The 25,990-nt window shown below is 69.0% G+C and carries 19 protein-coding genes and 4 pseudogenes; 4 read left to right on the top strand and 19 right to left on the bottom strand.

Features of this window, described 5'->3' with window-relative positions:
- The first annotated feature begins 97 nt into the window (after nucleotides 1-97).
- The 4 genes from mobF (at nucleotide 98) to ABZ573_RS26100 (ending at nucleotide 7,708) form a co-directional block, all read left to right on the top strand.
- Nucleotides 98-4,339 carry a MobF family relaxase gene (mobF, locus tag ABZ573_RS26115; protein ID WP_358121618.1) on the top strand — a complete coding sequence of 1,414 codons (4,242 nt, stop codon included), beginning with the start codon at nucleotides 98-100 and terminating at the stop codon, nucleotides 4,337-4,339.
- A complete protein-coding gene (locus ABZ573_RS26110) occupies nucleotides 4,339-5,394 on the top strand; it encodes a DUF3800 domain-containing protein (protein ID WP_151456327.1) in 1,056 nt (351 codons plus the stop codon). Before mobF ends, ABZ573_RS26110 begins: the two co-directional genes overlap by 1 nt.
- 193 nt (nucleotides 5,395-5,587) lie before the next feature.
- Nucleotides 5,588-5,938 (top strand): Lsr2 family protein, encoded by a 351-nt coding sequence (locus ABZ573_RS26105; RefSeq protein WP_358121615.1) that lies wholly within the window; start codon nucleotides 5,588-5,590, stop codon nucleotides 5,936-5,938.
- Nucleotides 5,939-6,280: 342 nt separating this feature from the next.
- Complete coding sequence (locus ABZ573_RS26100) at nucleotides 6,281-7,708, top strand: NF041680 family putative transposase (RefSeq protein ID WP_358121613.1); 1,428 nt, start codon at nucleotides 6,281-6,283, stop codon at nucleotides 7,706-7,708.
- Between the two features lie 35 nt (nucleotides 7,709-7,743).
- Here the strand turns inward: ABZ573_RS26100 and ABZ573_RS26095 are convergent.
- From ABZ573_RS26095 to ABZ573_RS26005, 19 genes and pseudogenes are all read right to left on the bottom strand, one after another.
- Nucleotides 7,744-8,121, bottom strand: a pseudogene (locus ABZ573_RS26095) (transposase family protein); the annotation flags it as partial.
- Nucleotides 8,122-8,651: pseudogene (locus tag ABZ573_RS26090) on the bottom strand (transposase family protein); the annotation flags it as partial.
- A gap of 126 nt (nucleotides 8,652-8,777) precedes the next feature.
- Nucleotides 8,778-9,308: a hypothetical protein gene (locus ABZ573_RS26085; RefSeq protein WP_151456329.1), complete on the bottom strand. Its 531-nt coding sequence runs from the start codon at nucleotides 9,306-9,308 to the stop codon at nucleotides 8,778-8,780.
- A 72-nt stretch (nucleotides 9,309-9,380) separates the two neighbouring features.
- Entirely contained in the window at nucleotides 9,381-10,670 is a 1,290-nt protein-coding gene (locus tag ABZ573_RS26080; RefSeq protein WP_151456330.1) for a hypothetical protein, read from the bottom strand.
- Nucleotides 10,667-12,469 carry an RICIN domain-containing protein gene (locus ABZ573_RS26075; protein WP_358121611.1) on the bottom strand — a complete coding sequence of 601 codons (1,803 nt, stop codon included), beginning with the start codon at nucleotides 12,467-12,469 and terminating at the stop codon, nucleotides 10,667-10,669. The genes ABZ573_RS26080 and ABZ573_RS26075 overlap by 4 nt, the downstream gene beginning before the upstream one ends.
- 331 nt (nucleotides 12,470-12,800) lie before the next feature.
- Nucleotides 12,801-13,975 (bottom strand): annotated as a pseudogene (locus ABZ573_RS26070) (IS256 family transposase).
- Between the two features lie 52 nt (nucleotides 13,976-14,027).
- Nucleotides 14,028-14,390 (bottom strand): hypothetical protein, encoded by a 363-nt coding sequence (locus ABZ573_RS26065; RefSeq protein ID WP_151456332.1) that lies wholly within the window; start codon nucleotides 14,388-14,390, stop codon nucleotides 14,028-14,030.
- Between the two features lie 180 nt (nucleotides 14,391-14,570).
- Nucleotides 14,571-15,607, bottom strand: a pseudogene (locus ABZ573_RS26060) (IS110 family transposase).
- A gap of 104 nt (nucleotides 15,608-15,711) precedes the next feature.
- Entirely contained in the window at nucleotides 15,712-16,170 is a 459-nt protein-coding gene (locus ABZ573_RS26055) for a hypothetical protein (protein WP_358121608.1), read from the bottom strand.
- Nucleotides 16,171-16,203: 33 nt separating this feature from the next.
- The gene (locus ABZ573_RS26050) at nucleotides 16,204-17,538 is read right to left on the bottom strand and encodes an MFS transporter (RefSeq protein WP_358121606.1); all 1,335 of its coding nucleotides are present in this window, start codon (nucleotides 17,536-17,538) and stop codon (nucleotides 16,204-16,206) included.
- Nucleotides 17,539-17,723: 185 nt separating this feature from the next.
- Nucleotides 17,724-18,248, bottom strand: a complete 525-nt coding sequence (locus tag ABZ573_RS26045) for a MarR family transcriptional regulator (protein ID WP_358121604.1) — start codon at nucleotides 18,246-18,248, stop codon at nucleotides 17,724-17,726.
- A gap of 186 nt (nucleotides 18,249-18,434) precedes the next feature.
- The gene (locus ABZ573_RS26040) at nucleotides 18,435-19,511 is read right to left on the bottom strand and encodes a M23 family metallopeptidase (RefSeq protein WP_358121602.1); all 1,077 of its coding nucleotides are present in this window, start codon (nucleotides 19,509-19,511) and stop codon (nucleotides 18,435-18,437) included.
- Complete coding sequence (locus ABZ573_RS26035) at nucleotides 19,508-19,999, bottom strand: hypothetical protein (RefSeq protein ID WP_358121600.1); 492 nt, start codon at nucleotides 19,997-19,999, stop codon at nucleotides 19,508-19,510. The genes ABZ573_RS26040 and ABZ573_RS26035 overlap by 4 nt, the downstream gene beginning before the upstream one ends.
- Entirely contained in the window at nucleotides 19,996-20,214 is a 219-nt protein-coding gene (locus ABZ573_RS26030) for a hypothetical protein (RefSeq protein ID WP_358121599.1), read from the bottom strand. The genes ABZ573_RS26035 and ABZ573_RS26030 overlap by 4 nt, the downstream gene beginning before the upstream one ends.
- Before the next feature lie 5 nt (nucleotides 20,215-20,219).
- Nucleotides 20,220-20,486, bottom strand: a complete 267-nt coding sequence (locus tag ABZ573_RS26025; RefSeq protein ID WP_358121597.1) for a hypothetical protein — start codon at nucleotides 20,484-20,486, stop codon at nucleotides 20,220-20,222.
- On the bottom strand, nucleotides 20,483-21,088 hold the full coding sequence (locus ABZ573_RS26020; protein WP_358121595.1) for a hypothetical protein: 606 nt from the start codon (nucleotides 21,086-21,088) through the stop codon (nucleotides 20,483-20,485). Before ABZ573_RS26020 ends, ABZ573_RS26025 begins: the two co-directional genes overlap by 4 nt.
- A complete protein-coding gene (locus tag ABZ573_RS26015) occupies nucleotides 21,088-22,938 on the bottom strand; it encodes a TraM recognition domain-containing protein (RefSeq protein ID WP_358121593.1) in 1,851 nt (616 codons plus the stop codon). Before ABZ573_RS26015 ends, ABZ573_RS26020 begins: the two co-directional genes overlap by 1 nt.
- The gene (locus ABZ573_RS26010; RefSeq protein WP_358121592.1) at nucleotides 22,938-24,338 is read right to left on the bottom strand and encodes a hypothetical protein; all 1,401 of its coding nucleotides are present in this window, start codon (nucleotides 24,336-24,338) and stop codon (nucleotides 22,938-22,940) included. Before ABZ573_RS26010 ends, ABZ573_RS26015 begins: the two co-directional genes overlap by 1 nt.
- A 170-nt stretch (nucleotides 24,339-24,508) precedes the next feature.
- Nucleotides 24,509-25,975 (bottom strand): SCO6880 family protein, encoded by a 1,467-nt coding sequence (locus ABZ573_RS26005; RefSeq protein ID WP_358121591.1) that lies wholly within the window; start codon nucleotides 25,973-25,975, stop codon nucleotides 24,509-24,511.
- Between the last annotated feature and the right edge of the window lie 15 nt (nucleotides 25,976-25,990).

Below are 25,990 nucleotides of genomic sequence, written 5' to 3'. Positions count from 1 at the left end.
AAACACACCCGTCATGATCATCTACTCACTTTAGAGGCGACACACCCTCTTGCATTCTCCATAGCCGCCTATGGTGTTGATCTTCTACGGTTTCGGCATGTTGGCCATCACGCGTATCTCGCCGGGCAGCGGATACCGGTACGTGATGGAGCAGGTCGCCGCCGGACGGCACGACCTGCGCGCCCCGACCAGCGATGACCCCACCGCCTACTACACCGACCCGACCGCGCGGGGCGAGAGTCCTGGGTGGTGGGCCGGTGACGGCGCCACGGTGCTGGGTGTGAGCGGTTGGGTCACCGAGAAGCAGATGCGTCTGCTCATCGGTGAAGGCCGGCACCCGCGCGTCGGCCATCAGCTCGGGCAGCGATGGCGCACCTACGCGCCGCAGACCGACGAGTACCGGGCTGCCGCCGCGCAGCGGGCATTGGACCTTCTTCCGCCCGATGCGACGGTCGAGCAGCGAGACAAGGCGTGGTACGACGCGATGACCGCCCCGGAACGCCGGGCCGTGTCCGGGTACGACGTCACCGCGTCCCCGGTAAACAGCGTGTCGCTGCTGTGGGCCTTCGGCGACGACGACGTCAAACGCGACGTCATGGCCGCCCACCACGCTGGTGTCCGCGCTGTGCTCGCTCACCTACAACGCCACGGCACCTACGCCCGCGCCGGCGCCGGCGGCGTGCGGCAGCTCGACACCGCCGGACTGGCGGCCATGGTCTTCGACCACCGCCTCAGCCGCGCACGCGACCCCCAACTGCACGCGCACATCGTCATCAGTGCCAAGGTCCTCGCCCGCACCCACGACGCAGACCCCCAGTGGCTGGCGCTGGACGGCAAGGCCCTCTACCGCGCCGCGATCGGCGCCCGGATCGCCTACGAACGCGCGATCGAAGCCGAGCTAGGCAAACGCCGCGGCATCACCTTCGCGCCCCGCCCCGACTCCGGGATCCGCGAAATCGTCGGCATCAGCGACGAGTCCCTGCGCCACTACGCCAAACGCCGTACCGCCATCACCGAACACCTACAGCACACCCCGAACCCGCAACAGCGCACCTCGGCACGAGGATGGCGGGCACGGGCGCAGCACGCCACGCTGCGGACCCGCCAACCGCACAAGGGCGCCGAGTCCACGCACGAGGCCGTGCGGCGGTGGCTTGCCGAAGACCGCAAGGCCGGCCTCGACACCAGCGGACAGATCAGCCGCCTGCTCGCCGGCCACGCACACGACACCACCACCGACACCGCGGCCAGGGTGCTGCGCCGTGCCCGGCGTATCGCCGGAAGCGCCGCCACCGTGGACGAAGCCACACTGCGGGCCGCCGCCACCCAGCTCCGCGTTCCGCACGCTCACTGGCCGCGCGTCCTCGACGCCGCCGTGCGTGCCGACGAACGCCTCGCGGTCGCCCGCGCCGTGCACACCCTCAGCCGCGAACGCGCCGTCTTCGGCCCCGACCACCTCGAACTCGCCATCGGCCGAACCCTCGGCATCACCCCGGGCCACTCCCCCACCGACGACTGGCGACGCGTGCAGCAGCTCGCCGCCACAGCCATCACCCAGCACACCGCGGGCCTGCGCGTCCTGACACCTCCCGCGCTCGTGCAGTGGGGCCCGAGCCTGCAACGCGCCAGCGACCAGCACAGCGAATACACCCGCCACCGCGACCTTCACCTGACCACCCGCAGCGTCCTGGCCGCCGAGCAGCACGTCATCGCCTACGCCCGCCGGCGCGGTGCCCGACCCGCACCCGCACACGCCATCAACGCCGCCATCACCGAATCGAACCTGCTGGGAGAGAAGACCGACGTCCTACGGTTCATCGTCGGTGACGACCGCCGCGTCACCAGTGTCATCGGTCCTGCCGGCAGCGGCAAGACGCACCTGCAACGGGCCGTCGTCGCCGCCGCGGCCCACGCGGGAGTACCCGTGCTCGGTCTCACCGTCGGCCAAGCCGCCGCGAACCTACTCGCCGACGCCACCCGTCGACCCGACGGCACCACACTGCGCACGGAGAACATCGCCCGATGGCTGCACGCCCAACAGCGGCCACCCGCCGGCACCCGCGCCCGCGACTGGCAGTTCGCGCCAGGACAGTGGGTCATCATCGACGAGGCGTCCCAGGTCTCCAGCCACGACCTCGCCCGCCTCACCCTCCAACTCGACCAGGTACGCGGGAAGCTCGTCCTCGTCGGCGACCCCCACCAGACCTCCGCCGTCGGCCCCGGCGGACTGCTGCGCTACCTCGCCACGCTCGGCGTCGCCCGCACCCTCACCGACGTGCACCGCTTCCACCAGCCATGGGAGAGATCCGCCTCGCTGCGGCTACGCCACGGCGACATCACCGTCCTGGCCGACTACGACCGACACCACCGCCTCATCGGCGGACACCGCGCCGACCTCGTCGACCAGATGCTCACCCGCTGGCTCGCCGACACCACCACCGGGCGCCGCAGCCTGATCCTCGTCGACACCAACGACGAAGCAGTAGACATCGCCCACCGCGCCCGGGCCATGCTCATCGCCGCCGGTCACGTACGAGGCCCAGCGGTACGCCTGCGCGACGGCAACACCGCCAGCGTCGGCGACATCATCGTCACCCGCCGCAACGACCGGCGCATCGCCGCCGGCCCCGACTACGTCACCAACCGCGACCAGTGGCGCATCGACGCCGTCACCCGCAACCGCCAACTGCACGTCACCAACGTCGTCACCGGCACCACCACCGTGCTGCCCGCCGCCTACACCGCCCGGCACATCCACCTCGCGTACGCCCAAACCGTCGACTCCGTCCAAGGACAAACCGTCGACACCGCCCGCGCGCTCATCGACGACAGCACCTCCCTGGAACGCGTCTACGTCATGCTGACCCGCGCCCGAACGCTCAACGAGGCGTACGTCGTCACCGACGACGAGCCCCGCGAAGGCACCCCACCCGCGCCACCCACCGCCGCCGTCGCGGTGCTCGCCGACATCATGCGCCGCACCGCACCCGAACGCTCCGCCACCGAAATCGAACAGCAACTCTGGGCCGACGTCGACGCCCTGCACGCCTGGACGCCGATCTACGACGACCTCGCCGCCCGCGCCGGCATCCCCGAATACCTCGCCATCGTCCGCCAACTCCGAGGCCCCGCCGTCGCCGACCGCCTCGCCCGTGAGCTTGCCCTCCCAGCACTCATCACCCGACTCACGACCTACGCCGCCGCCGGACACGATCCCCGCGACGTCCTGAGCCGCGTCATCCGCGTCCGCGAGCTAGACAGCGCGGAAGACCTCGCCGCCGTCCTGTCCTGGCGCATCGACCGCCTGATGCAACGCGCCACCGCGGACCCGACCGTCGCCGAGCGCCCCGAGCAGTGGGGCACCTACACCGACCGCCTGCCGGCCAACATGACCGGCGACATCGGCGACGCGCTGCGCCAGGTCGCCGCGATCTGTGACCGCCGCACCCACAGCCTCGGCCGGCTCGCCGCGCACGCCCGGCCCGCCTGGACGGCCGCTCTCGGTGACCTACCCACCGACGACGCGGGCCGCCAGCAGTGGCTCACCCGCGCGGAAGTTGTCGCCGCCTACCGCGACACCTACCAGTACACCGGCAAGCACCCCATCGGACCCGAACCACGTACCAGCGACATCAACCGCTGGAACGCCTGGCACCGGGCCCGACTCGTACTCGGCACCGCCACCCTCGCCGGCCAACTCACCACCGCACCCGACACCGAACTCACCCGCCTCATCACCGCGCAGCAGACCACCGATCGTGCCGCACCCGCCTACGTTGGCGACGACCTCCGCGCCACCTACCGCGCCCTCACCGCTGCCGAACACCACCGCCACGACCTCACCCAGCAGATCACCACCACCAACACCGCACACCACGAGGCGCGTGTACAAGCTCAGCAGCTGCAACCGCGCTGGTGGCACCACGGGCCCGCGCGCACCCGGCGCCTCACCGCCCAACGCGACGTGCTCGCCCACGCCACCACCGCCGCCCACCAGATCGGTCAGCTCCAGCAGCAGCTCGTCCGTCTCGACCACCAGATCGCGGGCAGCACCCACCGCGCCACAGCCCTCGACGGCCAGCACGCGACCTGGAAACGCTGGTACGACGGTGCCCTGCCCACGCGCTACGCCGGCCTCGCCGCCGCCGCCGAACAAGCCCGCCGCGCCGCCAGCCGCAATACCGCCCTCGCTGACGCCGTCGCCGCCACTACCGCCCGCGTCACCGCCGTACACGACACCCGTCCGGCACCCCAGAGCACGCCTGTCCCCGCGCAGCTGCGCACGCAAGCGCACGACGCACAACAGCGCACCGCTGAACATGAGACGGAGATCGACTGATGTTTCCCAGTGCCTTCGTCGACGAGTCCTTCTGGCAACCACAGAGCCGCCCCGGCGCGTACCTCATGTCCGCCGTCATCATCGACCAAGACGACGTCGCCCCCGCCCTCGCCGCCGCCAGCGCCGCCGCACGCGGCCAGCCCTACCACTCCAGCGAGCTCTACCACCGCGGGCACGTCGGCATCATCGAAGACATGCTCGACGTCGCCGCCAACCACGCCGGCTGGTCCGCCGTCTCCCTACAAATCCCCCTCGACACCCGACCAACCGAAACCTCCAGCGACGCCACGCGCTCCGTCCACCGCGTGCTCGGCGAACGCGAGTACGCCCGACAGGCCAGCCTCGAACAACTCCTGCGTTACCTCAACACCCAACGCGTACGCGATGTTTACCTCGAAAGCCGCGCCAGCCACCGCGAATGGCAACAAGCACGCACCGAAAACCGCCGCGTCCCCACTACCGACCGCAACGACATCCGCACCTACCGACGGCTGCTCGAACAACACGCCATCAGCCACCGCGTACGCATAGTCCACATCAAAGACCACACCCACCCCGGCCTCTGGCTCGCCGACGCCGTCGCCTGGTCCGTCGGCCGCGCCATCCGCACCAACGAGCCCCAATGGTTCAACCGCATCACCGACACAGCCACCATCATCGAAGCCGCCACAGGCAAAGAACTCCACATAAACGAGAGAGGGGCCGCTCCACCAACCGGCGAACGCGACCCCCACAACCTGAGCCAACGCGCCCAGATCATGTCCTCACCAACAGCATACCCGACAACCACAACGCCCGACCACACCCCGAACATCTACACCACACTGCTTCAGCAAGCAGAACAGGCACGCAACCCAGCCGCCCCGCTAGCCCAGCAACTCCTGAACAACATGCAAATACTCGCCGTGAAAGTCCAGCAACTCCAAGAAACCGTCGACAGGTTGACGCCCCACACGCGAGCCACCACGCAACACGCAGAGCACAGCCCGCATCTTCCCACGCAGGCCCCCTCTTGGCCGCAACAGCCCATAGACTCCGAGCCCGAACTACCGTAGATGCCAAGAATGAAGGGCTCAGCTGATCGCGCCAGCCTCTGCGCTCCGCAGGCGTGAGTAGTCAGGCACTGCCTCTCCGAGGTTTGCGGTTTCTGTAGCCCGACCATCATCCCCTACCGGTTGACTGAGCAGGCATCTCGTACGCTACCCTGCACCCCGTATTCGTAGACGCAACTCTCTCCAAGGATGCGGTGTGGCCAAACAAGTTATTCACAAGCTAGTCGACGACTTGGACGGTGGAGACGCTGTCGAGACCGTCAAGTTCTCGCTCGACGGTGTTCAGTACGAGATCGATCTGTCGAGCGCCAACGCCGAAATACTGCGTGGCGCCTTCGCGCCATACGTCGCTCACGGCACGAAGGTAAGCCGTGGAGGCGTCGTCGTCGGTGGGCGAGCCGCCCGCGGCCGGGCAGGTGCCACCGCTGACCGCGAGCAGAACAAGGCGATCCGCGCTTGGGCGAAGAAGGCCGGCAAGGACATCTCCGACCGGGGGCGGATCCCACAAGAAATCGTCGACGAATACCACGCGAAGGCCGGCCGCTAGCATCGCTGAAGGGCACAACGTGGACGTCAGCCCAGCGTTCGGCAGGGCGGTGGCGGGCAAGCCGTTGCCGGGAGTTCCCCTGGCTGATCCGGCTCGGGTTGCGCCGCCACACTCCGTCGAGCAGGTCGAAACTCGGCGAGGAACGCGAGCCTAGACGTGCACACTAACTTGATTTTTAACCTTCGTAGGTCCTTTTGGGGACCCTGGCTGGTCATGGAAACAGCCCTTGGTCATGATCTTCTTGTCTAGGGAAGAGCGTCAATAACCAAGGGCTGTTCTGGTAACCAGTGTGCATGATCGTGCTGCGGCTGATGCCGTCGGGGACCTGGACAGGTCCGACGAGTGTTCTACGGCTACTTGACCGCGCGGGCCGACGCTTTGTTCGACCTGGCGGATGCGGTGTCGTGCGCTGATGGGCCGGTCCGGTCGTTGGTGGAGTTGTCTCTGGTGGGTGAGCACCGCCGCGGTCATGGGGCGTTGTACGACGCTCTGGCGTGCGGGCGGCTGGACATCGACCGGCTGCGTACTGCTCTCGCCGCGGTGCCGCTGCCTCGGGCGGCTGACGGGCGTCTCGTGCTGGCGGTGGACATCACCTGTTGGCTGCGGCCGGACGCGCATACCTCGCCGCAGCGGGTCCTGTGTCACACCTATGGGCGTGGCAAGGACCAGACGATCATGGTTCCGGGTTGGCCGTACTCTATGGTCGTGGCCCTGGAGTCGGGTCGCAGTTCGTGGACCGCGCCGTTGGACGCGGTGCGGCTGGCGCCCGGTGTTGACGCGGCGACGGTCACCGCCGGGCAGGTGCGGGAAATCGTGGGCCGGCTGGCATCGGCCGGGCAGTGGCGGCCGGGTGACCCGGACGTGCTGGTCGTGGCGGATGCCGGCTACGACGCGCCCCGGCTGGCGTTCCTCCTGGCCGATCTGCCCGTGCAGGTCCTGGCGCGGATGCGCTCGGACCGGGTACTGCGCCGGGCCGCGCCGCCCCGCCTGCCGGGAACGAACGGCCGCCCGCCCCGCCACGGCGGCGAGTTCGTCTTCGGTGATCCCGCCACCTGGGGCGAACCCGACGCGGCCACGATCACCGACACCCGCCTCTACGGCACCGCGTGGGCCCGAGCCTGGAACCGGCTGCACCCACGGCTGACCCATCGGAACGCCTGGATCACCTCAGCGAAGATGCTGCCGGTCATCGAGGGAACGGTCGTTCGACTCGAGGTCGTCCACCTGCCCAGCGGAGCGACCCCGAAGCCGGTGTGGCTGTGGTGGTCCGGCGTCGACCCCACCGAGGCCGACGTCGACCGGCTCTGGCAGACGTTCCTACGCCGCTTCGACATCGAGCACACATTCCGCCTGTTCAAGCAGACCCTCGGCTGGACCTGCCCGAAAATCCGCACCCCACAGGCAGCCGACCGCTGGACCTGGCTGATCCTCGCCGCCTACACCCAGCTCCGCCTGGCCCGCGCCGCAGCCGCCGACCTGCGTCGCCCCTGGGAGAAACCAGCACCACCCCAGCGCCTGTCACCCGCCCGCGTTCGGCGAGGATTTCGACACCTCCGCGCGAAGTCCACCTGCCCCGCTGGCGCGCCGAAACCCTCCCGGCCAGGGCCTGGACGGCCACCCGGACGCCGCAACACCCAGCCCACCCCGCGTCACGACGTCCACATCGCGACTACCAAGAAGACCAACAGACCGGACACCAAGAAAACGAAGACCCCCGAATCCCCGTCCACGTCGAACAGGTTAAAGATCAAGCTAAGGGACGTCTCGTAACCGGGTGAAGGCGTTGCCTGGGAAGAGGTCGGCGGTCAGCCGGCGAGGATGATGTCGTGGAGGTTGGCGATGCCGGAAGCGGCGTCGGCCAATGTGTGGGCGGCGCGGCGGTAGTCGCGCAGGATCTTGAAGCACTTCATCCTGGCCAGGGCGTGTTCGACCCCTGCTCGGACGGTGCGGTGTTCAACGTTGAGAGCTTCCTTCCAGGTCGGCAGCGAGCTGCCGTCGGCGGGCTTGCGGTACGGCATGATCACCTCGGGGTTGCCTCGGTAGCCGCCGTCGGCCATCACCGGCCGCCCGTCCAGCTTCTCCTGGATACCCGAGGTGCGGTAGACGATCGTGTCGTTGCGGTTGCCGGGCTGCGGGTCGCCGACGGTGATGACCAGGCGGGTGCTGGCGTCGATGGCGACTCTCTTCCAGGTCTTGAGGGTGGCGATAGCCCGTTCGCCGCGGGCGCGGAGCATCGCGTGGGTCCGGGCCGCGGTCAGGTCGTGGACCAAGCCGGGCAGCGCCGGCGAAGCCCAGACGAGACGGCCAGCCGCGTCGGCGATGACCTGCACGTTCACGCCGTGCCGCTTATGTTTCCGGAGTAGTACGGTTTCTGCTCGGCGACCCGATCGATCGGGATCAGGCTGCCGTCCAGGATCGCGTACGCCAGCCGGCGGATCCGGTTCATGGCGGTGGTCAGGTCGTCGGCAGCCGACGCGAGCAGGCTATCGCTTCCTGCACGTACCGCCATGCGGTACTCACACCGATCTCGAAGCCGACAGCGAGGCGTGTGTAGGTATCACCGTTGCAGGTGAGCCAGAGCGAGCAGTGCCTGCCGTCCCGCGTTGAGGCGCCGCCACCTGGATCGGTGCTGGTTGCGGTGGCGGCGTATACGGTCAGCGAGGTGGTTCAGGGGCCGGCTGGACAACGAGGTCGTGGATGGGTAAAACAGCAGAGGCAAGGCTCCCGTGTTGGGGCATCGGGTTATGGTCGAATTGCTGTCTTACCTGGAGCCTCGCCCTCATCGATCCCCCGGGCTACGTACACCATCTCTGACCTGCAAGATCAGGTTCGAAAAGGCTCAATCGTTAAGACGGTCGGGCCAGAGTCGAATCAGGTACTGCTCGACGCCGTCGAGGCTGCGCCAGCCGGCGAGGGAATCGTCGGAGGAATTGGACTGGTTTGCCGCGCTCACCCGTACCGACTGCTGCTGGACCTCGGCCCGGCCGGTGTGCCCGAGTGCGACTGCGTAGCGGTCCGGCCCACCGGGGAGATCGATTACCGGCAGATCGAGCGGAAAGCTCGGATCAGATTCCACCATGAGCCGGCCGGTGGCGAGTTCCATCGCGGCGCGGGGCTCCCAGTGCCATGGTCGATCGTCAGTGGGTGCGGTGTCGAGGATCTCGATGCGGACCCGGGGCCAGGTCATCTGGTGGGCGCCACGCACTAGGAGGATGCCACCGGCGGCGGCGCAGAGATGCCCACGGCGGGTGCCGGGGATGCGGGCTGCCTTGAAGGCCGCCTTTCGGGCCTCGAAGCTGTCGGCGCTGACGTCTCGAACCAGGAACAGTCCGTTGTCACTGCGAATGACAGTGTCGATGACCGTCGGCATTGAATCAGCTCCTTTGGGAAGGACGCTCAGGGGGTTTCCGCGCCGCAGCGGCGCGGAAACCCCCGAGCGTCGTCAACGCTCGATAGCGACGAAAAACGGGTCGCCGTCCAGGATACGGTTGCCTTGGTAGAAGGCGATGTTCAGGTACAGGTTGCCGGATTCCTGGTTGTCAACTTCACCGATGATTCGGGACGATCCGTGCCAGGTGCGCCAGCCGTCCGGATTGCCGGTAGAGGCTGCACTGCCCGTGTAGGCACCCTCCATCGTAGACGCAAACGGGTACTCGTCGCAGTTGAGGTTGGGAGTGACGGCGCCCTCGCCCCAGACGTCCGTGCAGACCTTACCGGCAAACTCCCGATTCTTGATCCTCAAGGTATCGTTGACGAGCCGATGCAGTGGTCGCTGATTAGCCCCCAGCGAGGCGTTGTACTCCCCGGGCGGACTCTTACCCACGAACGACGGGAAGGTGCGGTTCAAGTTGTGCAGGGCGTCGTCGATGTGCTGGATAGATTCCTTGTAATCCGTTTCGTGTTCGTTGTCCGCCCTGGCCAGTGCGAGCAGGTCGAAGGTGGGGATGAAGTCGGAGAAGACCGTACCGTTATGCATCCCGGCTCTCTGCCCGGCCGAGTCGAACCGCACTACTCCGGTGGTCATGTTGTTGTCGATCCACGGGTCGATGGTCGGCGACACTGGCGTGATCGCCATGCTCATGTTCACCAGGGCGCTGGCCAGGTATTCGACTCCGATACCGGTCTGGTTCACTGAGGTCATCGTGACGTGGAAGTGGGGGCTGGTTCGCCACGAACCGAGCGGCTGGCTGAACTCGCCAAGGCTCGGGTTGCAGGACACAAAGGAACCACAGCCGCTGAGGCTAACCCGCATCGGGGTCGTCTCCCGTTCCTGCCCGCCGAGTGCCTCCCAGTCATCAAAGGTCAGCGTGAAGTCGACTTGCCGGGTGCCGTTCTGAGCGATGCCTACGAGGGTGTAGTCGAACTCGACACTGGCGATGTAGGTCGAGCAACCGCTGCACTTCAGCTCGACCTTGCGGTGACCGATCCAGCAACGGTTGTAGCGGTCAGCCATCCAGCCCAGTTGGGTGGATGCCTGTCCCGCGTGCTGGCTTCGGCACTCCTGCTTGAGGTCAGCAGGCGTGGAGGTGAGGCCGACCTGGCCGGTGTCCCGCGGGGAGTTGCTGTTGGTCTGCGGTGGCGCGTCCGCCGGGATCGGCTCGCCACCAAAGGACTCGGTGACCTCCCATCCTCGCTGCGGCTGGACGGGAGCGGCAGTGGCTGGGGCGGTGATGCCGAGGACCACGACTGTAGTGGCGATCAGGAGTGCTATTCGGTTCGTCGTGCTGGTCACGGCGTCTCCTTCAGTGCGCAGGTCTGACCCAAGCAGGCGTAGAGCAGCCTCCCGGTTCGCGCCTGGTAGACCATGGCGTAGCCGCGGAACTCGCGGTCCGGGCGGCCGCTCAGGCTCTTTACCGTGCCGGTACCGGTCACTACGTGAACCTGTTCCGACGGGTCTACCCCTCGAAGGGACGCTTTCGACCGATCGAGGAGTTGCGCGATGCTCATGCTGGTGGTGGCGATGCCCGCGCTGTCATCCATGACCGTCTGTTGGGCGATCTGCCGGGCCTTATCGGCGCTCAGCGGCACACCTCGGACTTCGGTCGCACGGCGGGTGGTGTTACACACCTTGCGGGCTTGGACGCATTCGGCCAAGCCCGGCACGGTGGCCAGGCACCGGGCGGCGTCGGTTGCCATGCAAGCGGCAAGTCGTCGTTGGTCCACGCCGTTATGCGTCCCAACCGAGGCGGGTCCAGACCGGTCGGCGGCCACGTTCGGTCCTGAGGCGAGCGTACCGACCGCCGGCTTACCCATCACGAACCGGTCGACCTCAGCGGGGTCGCCAGCAGTGGCGGACGCCCGTGGGACGAGCGATGTGGTGAAGCAGTAGGGTGGCGTGTTCGTTTCGCCGTACTCGATGGCATAGGGGTCCGGCTGGCCGCAGATGTTGGCCTGGAACTGGGCGACCTCGCCGAGGCGTGGACGGCGCCACACGCTGTTGCCGTCGAGGATCTGCAATCGGTTCTCGAAACCCGTGGCGAGTGCGATGTTTTCCGCGTACTGCGGCAGGAGCCCGTACTCCAGATCACGGGTGCGATTGCCAGCGGCGAGGCGGGTAGTCCCGACGGGGTTGAAGTCGTAGAACATGTCCCACTGTCCGTTGGAGTTGCCGAGGCTCATCCAGGTGTGTGTTGAACCGTCCGCGAGCGTGGAGTCGGATTCGTTGATGGCGTATAACTCCTCCACGATCTCGTCGTTCTCGATACCGCCTTCGAGCCAGTAGGCGCCGTGGACGGTGGTGTTGCCGTCAGAGGCCCATTTACCTCGCCAGCCCAGCTCGGCATAGTCGTAGCCAGGATTGGAACCGCTGCTGCTCAGCGGATCCCAGGTGACGAAGTTTGACATGGTGTTCGCGTCCGGATCGTAGGAGCCGGGCTCAGCAAGTGAGATGGGCTGCTGGCGCCAGGCTCCCATCACACCGAACACAGGCTGTGCGGGCTTCACGCAGAGACCAACCACCGTACGTTCTGAGCAGTCGAAACCACCAACCCTGGCCCGCCACAACTGTGTGTCGTAGGTGCTGCTGCAGGTCCACATGGTGGCCGGTTGGCCGTCATCGCTGTAGTAGAGGTCGAGGCACCGCCCGTCGCGCTTGCTGCGCAGGTTGAAGCCTCGGAACGGAAACGTCTGGGCAGTGCCGTTGGTCCACAACTGCGGATTCGTCGTCGCGCAATCGGCGAGGACCACATTCGCCCCGTCGGCGGCGGCCGACGACTGCAGGCAGCGGTTTGATGAGAGGTGCCGGATTCGGTACACCGGTACGGTGCCCGGCGTGACCACCTCGAACTTCCAGCGCTGGCTTTTCACTGCGGCGGGCAGTCCACTCTGGTAGGTGCGAATCTTCACCTGGGCGCCCGCCGTGTCGGAGTCGGTGGCCAAGACATGGGTATCGCCCGTGCTGGCCTGACCGATCGCCACCGGATCCGGGGCGGGTACGGCGGCATTGGCCACTCCTACCGGGCCTAGTACACCTCCGGTCACCGCCATGACGGCGACAAGCGCAGCCGCGCACCGACGTCTGAACTCGTGCATACGTGCTCCTTCCCTTGATGCCATTGGCACGGGGGCACGCTGAGGCCAAGCCACAGAACGTTCTCCCCCGTGCCGCACCGACGACCGTGGCTGGAAGTCAGCCTTGCATGCATCGAAAGGTGACGCTGTGATGAGTTTCACTACACGCAGGGTGACTGTTGAAGCTCTGGTCGAGCCTGCCGCAGTGAGCTTCAGGACGGCAGCAGCGGCCGTCATCGTCCCTTGGAGGCGGATTCAACCGGTCGTGGCAACACCTTGTCGGAGAGGTGGCGCGATGGTCACGTCCGCGCTGGTGGTGTAAGAGACGGCCATCGCGGGATCCGGTCTGATGCTATGCGGCGATCGGTGCCGTGTCGGTTTGGTTGGTGTCGTGTTGGCTGGTGTCGATCGTGATGAGGCGGGCTTTGGCGAGTAGTTCTAGGCCCGTGTAGCGGCGTCCTTCGGTCCATTCGTCGGTCTGTTCGGCCAGGACCGCGCCGACGAGGCGGATGATCGCCGGCCGGTTGGGGAAGATACCGACGACGTCGGTGCGGCGGCGGATCTCCTTGTTCAGCCGCTCCTGCGGATTGTTCGACCAATCTTGACGCCAAATCTCACGGGGGAAGGCGGTGAAGGCGAGCAGGTCGTCGCGGGCGGCGTCGAGGTGCTCGGCCGCGGCCGGGAACTTCGCCTCGATCGTGGTCATGACCCGGTCGAACTGGGCTCGGACGGCGTCGGCGTCGGGCTGGTCGAAGATCGTGCGCACGAGAGTGGCGATCCATGGCTGCGCCGACTTCGGGACCTTCGTCAGCAGGTTGCGCAGGTAGTGGGTGCGGCACCGCTGCCACGACGCTCCTGGCAGAGCCGCCCCGATGGCCTGGACCAGGCCGGCGTGGGCATCGGAGATGACCAGACGGACGCCGGACAGGCCTCGGGCGGTCAGGCTGCGCAGGAACGCCAGCCAGCCGGCGCCGTCCTCGTCCGAGGCAACGCCCAGGCCCAACACCTCGCGCCCTCCGTCGGCGTTGACCCCGACGGCGATCAGGGCGTAGACGTTCACCGTGCGGCCGTGCTCACGGACCTTCATCGTCAGGGCGTCCATCCACACGAACGTGTAATGCCCGGAATCGAGGGGCCGGTTGCGAAACGCTCCACCTGGACGTCGAGGTGGGCGGCTATCTCCGAGACCTGCGACTTCGACAGCTGCCGGACCCCGAGCTGCTCAACGAGCTTCTCCACCCGCCGCGTCGAGACCCCCAGCAGATACGACGTCGCCACGACTGAGACCAGTGCCTGCTCCGCCCGCCGCCGGTGCGTCAACAACCAGTCCGGGAAGTACGAACCCTGGCGCAGCTTGGGAATGGCCAAGTCGATCGTGCCAGCGCGGGTATCCCACTCGCGCCGGCGGTAACCGTTGCGGGAGTTCACCCGCTCGTCACTGCGCTGCCCGTAACCGGCACCGCAGATCGCGTCGGCCTCGGCGGACATCACCGCCTGCGCGAACGTCTTGATCATCGCCTGCAACATGTCCGGCGACGCGCCCTCGATGTGCTCGCACAGCAGGTCAACAGGGACGCTCCTATTGATTGTCAAGTTCCGAGGGAGTGGGCCAGGCAGCTTGCAGGGCCGTGAGGAGGTTGGTGAAGGTGGGCGTCACGGTCCGCCAGGAGATCTGGCGGGGGTCCGTCCATATGTCGGACGCCACGACCCGTGGATCGGCCGCGTCTGTGCGGTAGTCCAAGGCTAAGGCCACGTCGTCACCCGCGTACTCGTTGACTGCGATGAGCACGGCCTGGCCGACGTCGAGCCACGGCAGGTCGAGCGGGTGTTCCGAGCGGCTGCCACGAGTCATGCGGAACAGGTCGCAGATCGAGCTGTCGTCGGCGATGTGGTCCAGGGCCGCGTTCTGGAACCGCATGGCGTGGAGGTTCGGCATGAACATGAGAGGTTCTTCGAACCAGGGCATGAGGTCATGAAGAGCCTGGCGTCCTGGGTGCAGCCATCTACCGGTTCGCAGGAGCGACGTAAGTGCGTCGGGCAGGGGCAGGCCACGCACAGTCCAGTCTGGTGGATCGGGAAGGGGTTGTGGCTGCGGCAAGGTCACCGTCCAGGCTGGTTGGCGTTAGGTCGTCACGGTAGCTCGTAGCAGGGCGAATGTTTCGCGGGCGATATAGCGCTTGAGGCATCGCATGATCTCGGTCTTGGTTTTGCCTTCGGCGGTGCGGCGGGTGACGTAGTCCTTGGTGGGTTGGTGGCAGCGCATGCGGACCAGGGTGATGCGCCAGAGGGCGCTGTTAGCGTCACGGTCCCCGCCGCGGTGCAGGCGGTGGCGGTCGGTGCGTCCGGAACTGGCGGGAATCGGGGCCACGCCGCAGAGCCGGGCGAAGGCAGCTTCAGACCGCAGTCGGTGGGGGTTGTCGCCGGCGGTGACGAGGAGTTGTCCGGCGGTGTCGATGCCGACGCCGGGTAGCGCGACCAGCTCGGGTGCCACGTCGGTGACTACGGCGGTCAGGTGGCTGTCAAGAGCGTCGATTTCAGCCTGGAGGGCGAGCCAGCGGCGGGCGAGGCTCCGCAGTCAACCTTGGTGGCGGTGGCCGGATCTGTCACCGCTCCAGGCCGGAGAGCGGCGCAGGCGCGGACACGGTGCTTGCCGGCCAGGCCACGCAGGAGCTGCCTGACGGATTCGGGTGCCGAGACGATGAGTGCTTCCAGCTGGCCTCCGGCTTGGATGCGAGCCTTCATCGCTCCACGTCGGGCGACGCGCAGAGCCCGGATCATCTCGACCTGCGCGTCGCGGGTCTTCGGGGTGCCGTTGGCGCGGCCGGACAGCACTGCGCGGGCGGCGGATTCGGCGTCGATGGTGTCGGTCTTTCCGATACGGCGGCGGGTGGAGCGGTCTGGGCGGTCGACCTCGATAACTGCCAGGCCGTACTCGGTCAGGAACCGTAGCAACCCGGCGCCGTAACTGCCCGTGCCTTCCATGCCGATCGCGATGACGGTGCCGAAGGATTCAGCCCAGGTCGCCAATTGCGCGTAGCCGCGTAGCGTGCCCGGAAAGCTCCTCGGGCCTAGCACCCTGCCGGCCTGATCTAACACCGCCGCGACGTGCACGTCCTTGTGGGTGTCGACTCCGACGGTGACGTCCTGATCCTCGCTCACACTCTGCCTCCTATGTGGCGGATGAAGGCCATCGCTCGGCTGCCGAACACGAGGAGAACGCTGGACAAAACGGGATGAGGGACGAACCCAAGCTCCTAATCAAGTCACTCTTGCCCACCTGCGTAACCGCGACACCTACACCCGACTCGCGGTTCCTCCGCACCAGCGCCGGGCTGTCCGCGGCCACGGTCACCCGGGCTGACCAACCAGTGGCAGGACGAGGCTGCCGTCCCGAGTCGGATGCGTGCCAGGTGCAGGGCGTGCAGTGTGGCGTCGGCGGCGTTGTGGGTGACGCAGCCCCACCATCGTTCAGGGGCGCGGAACAAGCCGGCGAAGAAGCTCACGGCTTCGCGTTCGAGGTCGTGGCAGTGGTTGAGGTGGGTGGGGTCGGAGTCGGTGTCGCCGCTGTTGTAGATCGCGAAGTCGAGCAAGGGAGCAAGGGCGCGGAATCCGGTGGTGGCGGTGGTGCCGGTCAGGTCGATTCGGCGTGCGGTGGTGAGCCACTCGCACAGCGCGGCCAGCCGGGAGCCCAGTTCGGGATCAGGGTGAGCGGTGTGGGGCATGGGTGTTCCTTTCGTCGGTTCGGGGATGCCTTGTCAGGGGCGCAGGCGCGAGGCTGCGGCGGCGGCTGCGGCGGGCAGCAGCGCGGCCAGCGCTAGGGCGATGCTGGGTCCGCAGGGTTGCCACAGGGCGGCGCAGAGTGCGGTGCCGCCGCCTCCGCCGGTAAAGATCGCGAGCATGAGTAGTCCGGTGGCGCCGCCTCGCTGTTGTGGTGTGACGTGGCGGGTGATTTCTGCGGTGAGCAGCATCTGCGCGGTCGCCGATGTGGCGAACGCGGCTGTGGCTGCTGCGGCGACGCCGAGCGGCCTGGGGTCGAGTGCGGCGTAGCAGAGCGTGCCTGCGAGGAGCAGGCTGGCTGCCGTCAGGACGTGCCGGGCGGGTAGCCGTCGGGCGGCGACGGCGGCACCTCGGGCCAGCCCGGCGCCAACAGCGGCGCCGGGCAGCAGGAGCAGCCCGATGCCCATCGTGCTGTAGCCGAGCGTGGTCAGCAGGTGGGGTGCGGCGTAGAGGACGGCGAACAGCCCTGCGTAGACGCCCGCGCCAGCGAGTGCCGCGCGCCGGAACCATGGGGCCGCGAGCACGCCGTCGACGACGAATCCGTTCGTACGGCGGCTGCGAAGTGCGAGGGCCAGGGCGGCGGTCACCGTGGCTGCCGCGGACACCGCGATGGTGAGTGCACTGGTGTGCTGAGCAGCGGTCCGGGCAGTCAGGAGGAGCCCGGCTGCCACAGCGGCGAGGAGTCCCGCCCCGGGCCCGTCCAGCGGTTCTCGCTGGCGCCGAGGGGTGGTCAGGGGCCAGCAGAGCGGGATCGCGGCGATGGACAGCACGGGCAGGGCCAGGGCCACACGCCAGGACCAGGCTGCCGCGAGCGCGCCGGCCAGCGGCGCGGTAGCGCCGAACGCGGCCAGACACGCACCAAAACGCGCCAACGCCGTGGGTCGCTGCGGTGCGGGGAGGCGTGCGGCCGTGGCGAGGCTGACGGCTTTGACCGCGCCGGATCCCACTGCCAGCAGAATGCGCCCCGCAACGGCGATGGTCAGGTTCGGGGCCATGACGCAGGCCAGTGTTCCGGCGGCGAGCAGCGTGACCGCGATCAGCAGGACCGGTCGGTCACCCCACAGGTCGATGGTGCGTCCGGCGGTGACGGCGCCGACGCCGATGCCCACGGCGTACGCGGTGAGCAGCCATGCCAGAGCTGGGCCGCTGGCGTGCAGGTGTCGGGCGGCGTCGGGGAGCGCGACGGCTGCGGCGCTGACGCCGTATACGGCGGGCCCGTACAGCAGGCCCAATCGCCATCCGGCCCCTGCGGTGATGTGTTCTGCGGTGGGTCGGTCTGGCTTCGGGCTCGACAGGGTTGCCTGCGTGGTCATCGGGTTCTCGCTTCCGTCGCCGCCGCGTCAGCGGAGGTCTGGGTGGAGGCGGCACGGTGCGTATGCGCCCCCACCAGCAGTTCGGCCAGTACGGCGCCGGGGACGGCCACGGTCGGCGTGACAAGGACGCTGGGGCCGGAGGACGGGGCTGACGCACGGGACGGCGTGTTGGGCCGTGCGGCGGGTCATCGCGTGTTCCCTCCCGTGGCGGGGGTGTCGTTGGGGTGGCTGCGGGTGGCCACCACGCGCAGGACCTTCGTGAGGGCGTCTCGTGGTGGCATCCCTGGAGCGGCGAACAGCTCCGCCTGCTGTAGGTGGACGCGGTGTTGCAGCTCGCGTGCCAGTTCCATGCCGGCTTGTGTGGGGCGGACGACGATTCGTCTGCGGTCACGCTCGTGGAGCTGGCGGCGCACGAGGTCGCGCTGAACGAGGTCGCGGAGGACTTTGGTGAGGGTGGCTTTGGCGATGCCGACTTCCATGGTGATGGCGCGGGTTTCGATGACGCGGTGGGTGCAGATGAGCACCAGCACGTCGTAGCTGGTCCAGGTCAGGTCGGCCTCGCGCAGCACGCTGCGTTCCAGAAGGGCGCGGACGCTGTTCGCGGTGCGGCACAGCTGCGACACCGCATCGGGACGCGGTGGTGCGATGGGCCGGGCGTTGACCGGTGGGCGGTAGACGCCGGCGGTCTGCCGGCGGTGGCGGTGGTTCATCGCGGCCTACGCAGGTGTCGCGGTCGGCGCAGGGTGTTGCGGTCTCGGCGCTGGCCTTTGCCGCCGGCACGGTCGGCCGGTGGCGGCGGTTGTGGTGTGGGCACGCGCGGGTGCCCGTTCTGATCGGTGCGCATCTTCACCCCCGTGATTGGTGCGCTATCGATGTCCGGGATGAGAGGTCGTGGCTTAGCTGCTGTCGCCGAGTGGGACGCCGCGTTCACGCATGAACGGCACCGGGTCGGTGGAGTTGGCGCTGCTGAGGTCGCAGCGCGACTGGTCGCAGACCGCCTGGTGGGTTTCGAAGTGCAGGTGCGGGCCGGAGGAGTGGCCGCTGGTGCCGACCAAGCCGATCAGCTGGCCCGCCTGGACGGTGTCGCCGTCGCGGACGTCGGGGCGGCGGACCATGTGGCAGTAGCGGGTGCCGTAGCCGCCTGCGTGCACGAGGTCGACGTACCAGCCGCATCCTCGGGTGCTCGGGCTGCCGTCGATGTCGCAGTTGCCGGTGCTCGGGTCGCAGCCGGACCACACCACCTCACCGGCGCTGGCCGCACGGATAACGGTGTTGCGGGGGACGCTGAGGTCCACGCCGGCGTGCAGCCGGCCAGCGCGCGGCCCGTAGCCGCTGCCCACTTTCGCGCGCAACGGCACGGTCCAGCCCGACGCCGCCACGTTCGGTGCGCTGCCGCAGGAGGCGAGACTCGCCCCGGGCAGCTCACCGATCGCGTTGACGCCGACCACGGCCGCGACAACCTGCTCGGCGTCCTGCTCGTACTCGCCATAGCGGTCGGGGAACGCCGAGACCTGTACCCGCTGCGCGGCGACGGTCAGCGGCATCTTCTCCCAGCCGTCGATGCGCAGCAGCTTGTCGTAGAACTTTGCGCTGGCGTAGACGGGATCGAGGATCTGCGCGGGAGGGCCCCATCCCTGGCTGGGCCGCTGCTGAAACAGGCCAAGGGAGTCACGGTCGCCGCCGCGCAGGTTGCGCAGGCTGGACTCGACCATCGCCGTCGCTACCGCGATGACCCAACCTCGGGCAGGTATCCCCCGCTGCTGACCGACCGCGATGATCGTGGCCGCGTTGGTGACCTGCTCACTGGTCCACCGGCCGACTCCGCCACGGGCACCAGCACTGCTCGCGGTCTGCGCCGTGGTGGGGCCGCAGGCCACAGCCGGCGCCTCGGTGATCACCGACGCCACCGGCAGCCCACACAGCAGCAGCGCGGCCACCACCGCCACTACGAGCCCGGCCCGGCCCCGGCTCATCGGCGGTTACCCGAGTTCCTGCCGACGGTGGCCACCAGCCACCGCTGGTCGCCGCGCACGCACACCACGCGGATCACGCCTGCGTCGGTGCCGACGTCAATCTCCGCCCGGGTGTCGCTGGCGGACACGACACGGGCGGGCGCGGTGATGCGGGTGGCGGGCACGTTGGCCGGGTCGACGGTGTCGAGCAGATCCGCGTAGGCCGGCACCGCGTAGGGACGCAGTTCAGCGCGCCACCGGGCGGCCGGCACCGCGGGGCGGGCCCACAGTCCGACGAAGCGGGCCGCCGCGGTCGCGGCAGCCGGATCCGTGGCGGCGGAGCGGGTGGGCAGCACCCCGTCCGAATCCGCAGCCAGTCCCGACGGCGACTGACCGGCTGAGATGCTGGTAGTCGGCGCCGCCGGGGCCTGGTACGTCGGGTTCGCGCATCCGCCGGTCAGCAGCACGGCCGCCGCTAGGACCTGGGCGGTAAGGCGAGGGCGGGTCATGTCGGCTTCGCGGGCTCAGCGTCCGGGGCGGGCGCCGGGCCGAGCGCGGTGTTGACGCACTGTCCGAGCACACGTAGTTGGTGGTGCACGTCGACCAGCGCGGCGCTGCGCTGCGCCGAAAGTTGCCCGGCGGAGGTGTCAACGAAGTCGTTGATGTCGATGTGCAGGTAGGTGAGGCTGGTGATGATCGCGGTAAGGCGAGCGTCGCGCGACATCGCGTCTACTCCTCGATGTCGCGGTGGTAGTCGCCGTCGAGGTAGCCGTCGCTGGCCCAGTCCAGCTCCGTGTTGCGCCGTGTCTGCTGATCGATGTCCGTCCACTGCTGCTTCTCCTCGGGGTTGCGGCTATTGCCGTATGCCTCGTTGGGGTCTTCACGCAGGCCGGTGATGAAGTCGTCGAGGGTGTCGACCCCGACGCGCAGCCCGGTCAGGGCGGCCTCGAAGCGCTGCCAGTCCCACACGTTGGTGATCTCGGCCGGGTGTGTCATCTGCTGTTCTCTCCTTCCTGAGCCACCGCCGCAGCGGGCGGCGGGCGTGCGTCGATGTCGGCGCGCACGGCGTCTTCGGCCGGTGTCGGCCACGGCTGCGACCAAACGGCGTCCGGGCTGGGTTCGCTGTGCTGGCCGTAGCGGCAGCGGGGGTAGTCCCACTGCTGCCAGCGGGTGCGTGCGCGATGCAGCGCCTCGTGCCAGCGCAGCGGCGCGTCAGGGTCGGCTTTGGTCGAGTAGGCGTGGTGCCACGACATCGCCAAGGCAGTCAGTTCCTCCACCAGCGGCGGGTGTGCCGGCCAGCAGGCGCCGAAGTCCTGGGCCAGCCCGTAGCGGTCGGACAGCCAGCGGGTCCACGCGATCAGCCACGCCCACAGCTCCCGGGCGCGGTCGCGGTCCAGGTCGCGCCAGCAGTGCCGCGCCGGCACGAATCCGGTCGGTGAGTCGAGGGCGTCGACGCGCTCGGACAGCGTCACGTGGGCCTGGGCGAGTTGTTCCACCGAGCCGCGCAGTGTGTCGATCAGCGCGGCGAGTTCGGCGGTGGCGCGTTCCTGCGGTGACGCCTGCTCAGGGATGTGGAACAGGAAGGTGCGGTCCGGCATCAGCTGGCCCTCCCCAGTCGCGCGTCGAAGGCGTCCTGCGCGGTGTGGAATCGGTCGGCGTCCGGGCGTTCCCACCACGCCTGCTGCACCACCTCGACCGGTGGCATGTTGCCCAGCAGCACCAGGGCGTGCCCGGTCGGCAGGGTGCGCAGTTCCGCCAGGTCGACCAGGTGCTCGCGGCGGCTGTTCTCCTGCACGCTCGCCTTCCCACCACCCCACGACGCGGACGAGGACAGCTCCCGCACCTGCCCGAGAAGGGCTTGGGCGTCCTTGAGGGCGTTGACGTCCTGCGTGCCGCCCATCACGAAGCGGGCGTTCGCGCCGTCGCGCAGGGCCTGGCCGCCGTCGCGGCCCCATCGTTCTTCGAGTTGGTGGGTGTTCTGGCAGGCGATCGACAGGGCGATGCCCGAGCCGCCGCCCTCGGACGCCAGCGCCGGTAGGGAGGGCAGCGGCGCGATGTTGGTAATCTCGTCGCCGACCAGGTACAGGCAGGGCTCGACCCGGCCGCCTGGGGATACGAATGACCGTTGCAGGGTGCGGTAGATGATGTCCTCAGCGATGGCGGCGAACAGCGGCGCGGTCAACGCTTGACCGCTGCGGGTGCCAACCAGGTAGAGGGTGCCGGACTCATCCAGCCACTGCTCGGGGTCGAACTGCTGCCCGCGAGGCGGTGAGCAGGCGTGCAGGATACGGGGATTGCTGAACGCGTCCAGTGCGCCGAACACCACCGACTGGATGGCGTCACGGCTACGGCCAGAGGACTCGCGGTGGAAGGCGAGGCGGTCGGCCCACACCGTCTGCCCGTGGTGGCGCAGGATCCGCTCGGCGCGCGGCTCGCTCGGGTTGGCCGTCCAGCTCGCCACCTCGGTCATGGTGGCGTGCTCGTCGAGGGCGGCGGCGTGCAGCAGCCCACGGATGATCGCCGCCGCCTGGTCCTGGAAGTATTGGCCGTTGTCGACGTTGCCCTTGAGTCCGGCGCCAGCGGCGAAGCCCTTGGCGCGCAGTGCCGCGATGTCCGGGTCGTCCGCGCCGTCGATCGGTGACCAGCGCAGCCGAGGCACCCCCGGCACCTGGCCCTGCGGTTCGAAGATCCACGTCGGGCCGAGCGCGGCACGCAGGTCGTAGGTGACCGAGGCGACATCGAGGCGGGTGGAGGTCGTGATGACCGCGCCGCGAGCGTCGGCGACCCTCGGGATGATGTAGCGGGACGTCTTGTTCGCGAACCGGGCCGCTCCGGCGAGCAGCTCGGTGTACTCGTTGGCGAGATAGAGCGGTTCGCCAGTGAGGGCGTGCCGGCCGAGTAGCCGGGCCACTTCGAGGGGATCGCTGCGGCGGCGCTCCTTGACCGTCACCATGCCGGCAGAGTCCGTGTCGCGGATCGTCAGGCCAGGTCGCAGCACGTCAACGCGACGCAGCACCGCTTGGGCGGTCACCACCCGGTCCAGGTCCTTGCGGCCGGCGAACCCACGCCGCCGCGCCCACCGGCGAGCCACCCGCAGCGCCGGCACACCGACCCCGGCGAGAGCAGCGATGAACAGGACGATCCACAGCCCGTACAGCAGCGGGCCCGGCGGCAGGTCCTGGCGGGCTGCGCCCGGCCACGCCTGCTCGGGGTCGCCTGGCGCGGTGACGAACCGGGCGGCGATGCCGGGCATGTCGGCCGGTGAGCTGTCCGGCCACGCGGCATGGGTGAGTAACCCGCCCACCTGCCCGGCCAGCCACAAGGTGACCGTTCCGGTCACCACGAGCAGGACGGCGATGCCGGCCAGGGTCAGTCGGGCGAGAATATCGGCGCGGGCCACCCCACGGCGGGGCAGCCGATGCCCGGGAGACATCAGCGAGCCGGCCATCACCGCACCGCCTCGGCCTCGTCCGGCTCCCCCGGCGACGCGGTCGCTACGCGCGGGGTCTGCCGCATCCGACTGTCGGTGTCGACCATCTGCCGCTCGATGGCGGAGAGCTGGTGCTTGACGACGTAGGAGCGCAGCCCCACCTTCCACAGCCCGACACCACGACGTAGGTGCAGCAGCAGGTTCGTCTCCACATCGGTGGTGCCCAGGAACTCACGGGCCGCATCCAGGGAGCCGGGCGCCTGCCGGTAGGACACCCGCACACCGGTGTCCTCGATCAGGCCCCGGGCAATACGGACCTGCTCGGAGTCAGCGGCGCCACTGGCGGCGAGGTCGGAAAACCGGTGGAACGCGAGGATGTTGGCCGTGCCCAGGGCTCGGGCGAGCTTCAGCTGTTCACGCATCCGCCGCATCAGCCCCAGGTGGCGGCTGACGAGGGCGAACTCGTCGTAGAGGCAGACGCGAGTCGGGGCGTCCGGGCGGGTCAGCTCCGTCTCCAGCCACGACTGGGCGCAGGTCATCGCCATCGCCGTCATCTGGTCCGACGCCCGCACCGCCCGCAGGTCCAGAATCGCGCCCGGCTGATCGAAGTCGATCGTCAGCGTCGACGCGGCCGGGGCGTCGAAGATCCCGCCGAGCGCGCCGGTGATCAGCCGCTCCAACGCCAGCCGCACGCGGCGACTGTCGGCGGTGAACTGGTCGACGTCGTAGTGCACGCCGGCCAGCCGGTGCGCCCACCGCGGCGGGTCGCCCATCGCGGCGAGGACCCGCGACAGCGTCGGGATGTCCATCCGATCCGGGCTGGTGCCGTCATCGGCGCGGGTCACCGCGTCGAGGGCGTATTCGACCAGGGACCGTTCGGCCTCACCGAGCAGGCCACCGAGCTGGATCTCCAACAGCCCTTCCAGCAGCAGCAGCCGGCGGGCCCGCTGCAGCTGCAACCACTCCGCCTCACCCTGCCCCGGCAGCCGACGGATCCCCGCCAGAGGATTCATCACCACCCCCGACCCCGGGCCGACGCGCACGGGTCGGATGCCGGCGGCGTCGGCGAGGGTGTCGTATTCGCCCTTGACATCGACGATGTAGAACCGCACCCCGAACGGCACACCACGAAACGCGACCGTCTTGAGCAGCGACGACTTCGCCGACCCGATCTCCCCGGTCACCACCATGTTCGGGGCGCTCAGCACACCCGCCCGGTACAGCTCGTGGATACCGAAGACGAACCCGGCGCGGGAGTACACCTCCTGCCCGATCAGCGGCCCGTCCACCCCCAACCCCGGGTCCGCGACGAACGGGTACACGCTGCACAACTGCGCGCTCGTGGTCACCAGCGGCGGCAGCCGCAGCCGCCAATACACCCGCCCCGCCGCCCGCCCGAACGCCCCACGCCCATCCACCGAAGGCGGACCCAACAACCGATCCGACAACCGCCGCACCGCCCGCTGCTCTCGCGCCAGGTCCACCTGCGCCGCAGCGAGGTCACGGCGGGCAGCCGAGTCGGTGAGGCGCTGCGACCACGAGCCTTCCCGCCGGACACGCGGTCGGGCAGTCTTGTCGTTGCCCGTACTCACGCGAACCACCCCCGCATCGGCTTCAGTCCACGCGCCAGCGGCAACGCCCCGGCCGCGAAAGCCTGGTCCTGCTCGCCGTACAGCACGACCGCCTGGCAGCCGCAGCGACCCAGCACCCGGCGCACCGCACGCACGTCATGGCGCAACCGCTCAGGACTGTCAGCGGTCACAGTGACCAGCACCGCGTACCGGTAACGCACATGCCCCGCAGCCTGCTCCCGGTCGACCTGCTCGACCGCGCGGGCCTCCTCGTCCTCGCGGGCGGTACGCACCAGCCGCATCCGCCGCTTGGTCACCTCGTCCCCGGCACGGGCGACCTTGTCCCGCCGCGTCGCCAACTGCGCCAACTGCGCCGGCACCGGCTCCGCCACCACCGTCACCGCACGCCGCCCGACCGTGCGGGTGAACAGCGGCGTCATCCACGTCATCGGCACCGCCTGCCGCGGCATCTCATACACCCACAGCGTCTGCGAGAACCCCGAGTCGTGCCGATACGCCGACCAGCCCACCGTCTCCGCCGCCACCGGCCCACCCGCGCGCGGCGCCACCTGCGCCTCGACGTCCTCCGGGTCGAACTGCCCGCGCAGCACCGCCGCATACTCACGCGGCGTCAACCAGCCACCAGCGTCGATACCGGCCTCACGCACCGCCGCCTGCACACCAGTCAGCTTGTCCAGCACCACCGCGGCGATAGCGGCGTCCGTGCCGCCCGCGTCCGCAACCTCCCCCGACAGTTTCCGCACATCGAACACGGTCGTGAGAAACACGTCGTGGCGTTGGGTGCCCGGCCCCGCCGCCGCCGTCAGCTCCGCCAGCGACCGATACGCCCGCGTGCCCGTATCCACCGCCTGGCCGAGATAACGCTGCGCCCGGTTCGCCACGTCCGGCACCGCCCGCGCCGTCACCGCCCACCGCACCAAGCCGCTGTCGGCGTACTCAGTGCCCAGCAGGTTCAACACGTCCGCCCACGAGGCAAGGCGCTGCTGCTGCACCGTCGTGTCCGCCAAGACCAGGTTGCTGCCCGCGCACGACAACGTCGCGGTCACCGTGCCCTCCCGCCGGTGATGCAGCAGCCCCACCTCCGTCAGCCCGTCGGCGGCCACCGCCGGCAACCACTGATAGCCCGCCGCCGGCCCCGGCAGATGCAGATGCGCGGTACCCGGGTTCGCCGCCCACACCGCTCCCCGGTAGCGGTCCTGCCCGGCCGCCCGCTGCACCAGAGCGCCCACCACGATCGGCGTCCACTCGGTGACCCGCCGGCCCCGGATCCGCAACAGCGCCACGGTCAGCAGCAGCACCGCCGCCGCGAGCATCCCGGCCGCAGCGCCCTGCCGGCCCACCGCCAAGAGGTTCGCGGCGATGACCAGGCAGATCACCCCGGCAACGGCGGTGCCGATCTGCCCCCAGCTGAAGCCCAGCATCGATCCCCGCGTCGAGCGCGGCGGAAACTGGAACTGCGTCATGACCTCCCCCTTCGC

The sequence above is a fragment of the Micromonospora sp. NPDC007220 genome (genome assembly GCF_040634035.1).
Taxonomy (GTDB): Bacteria; Actinomycetota; Actinomycetes; order Mycobacteriales; family Micromonosporaceae; genus Micromonospora; species Micromonospora reichwaldensis.
This window is presented reverse-complemented; position numbering and strand designations above follow the sequence as displayed.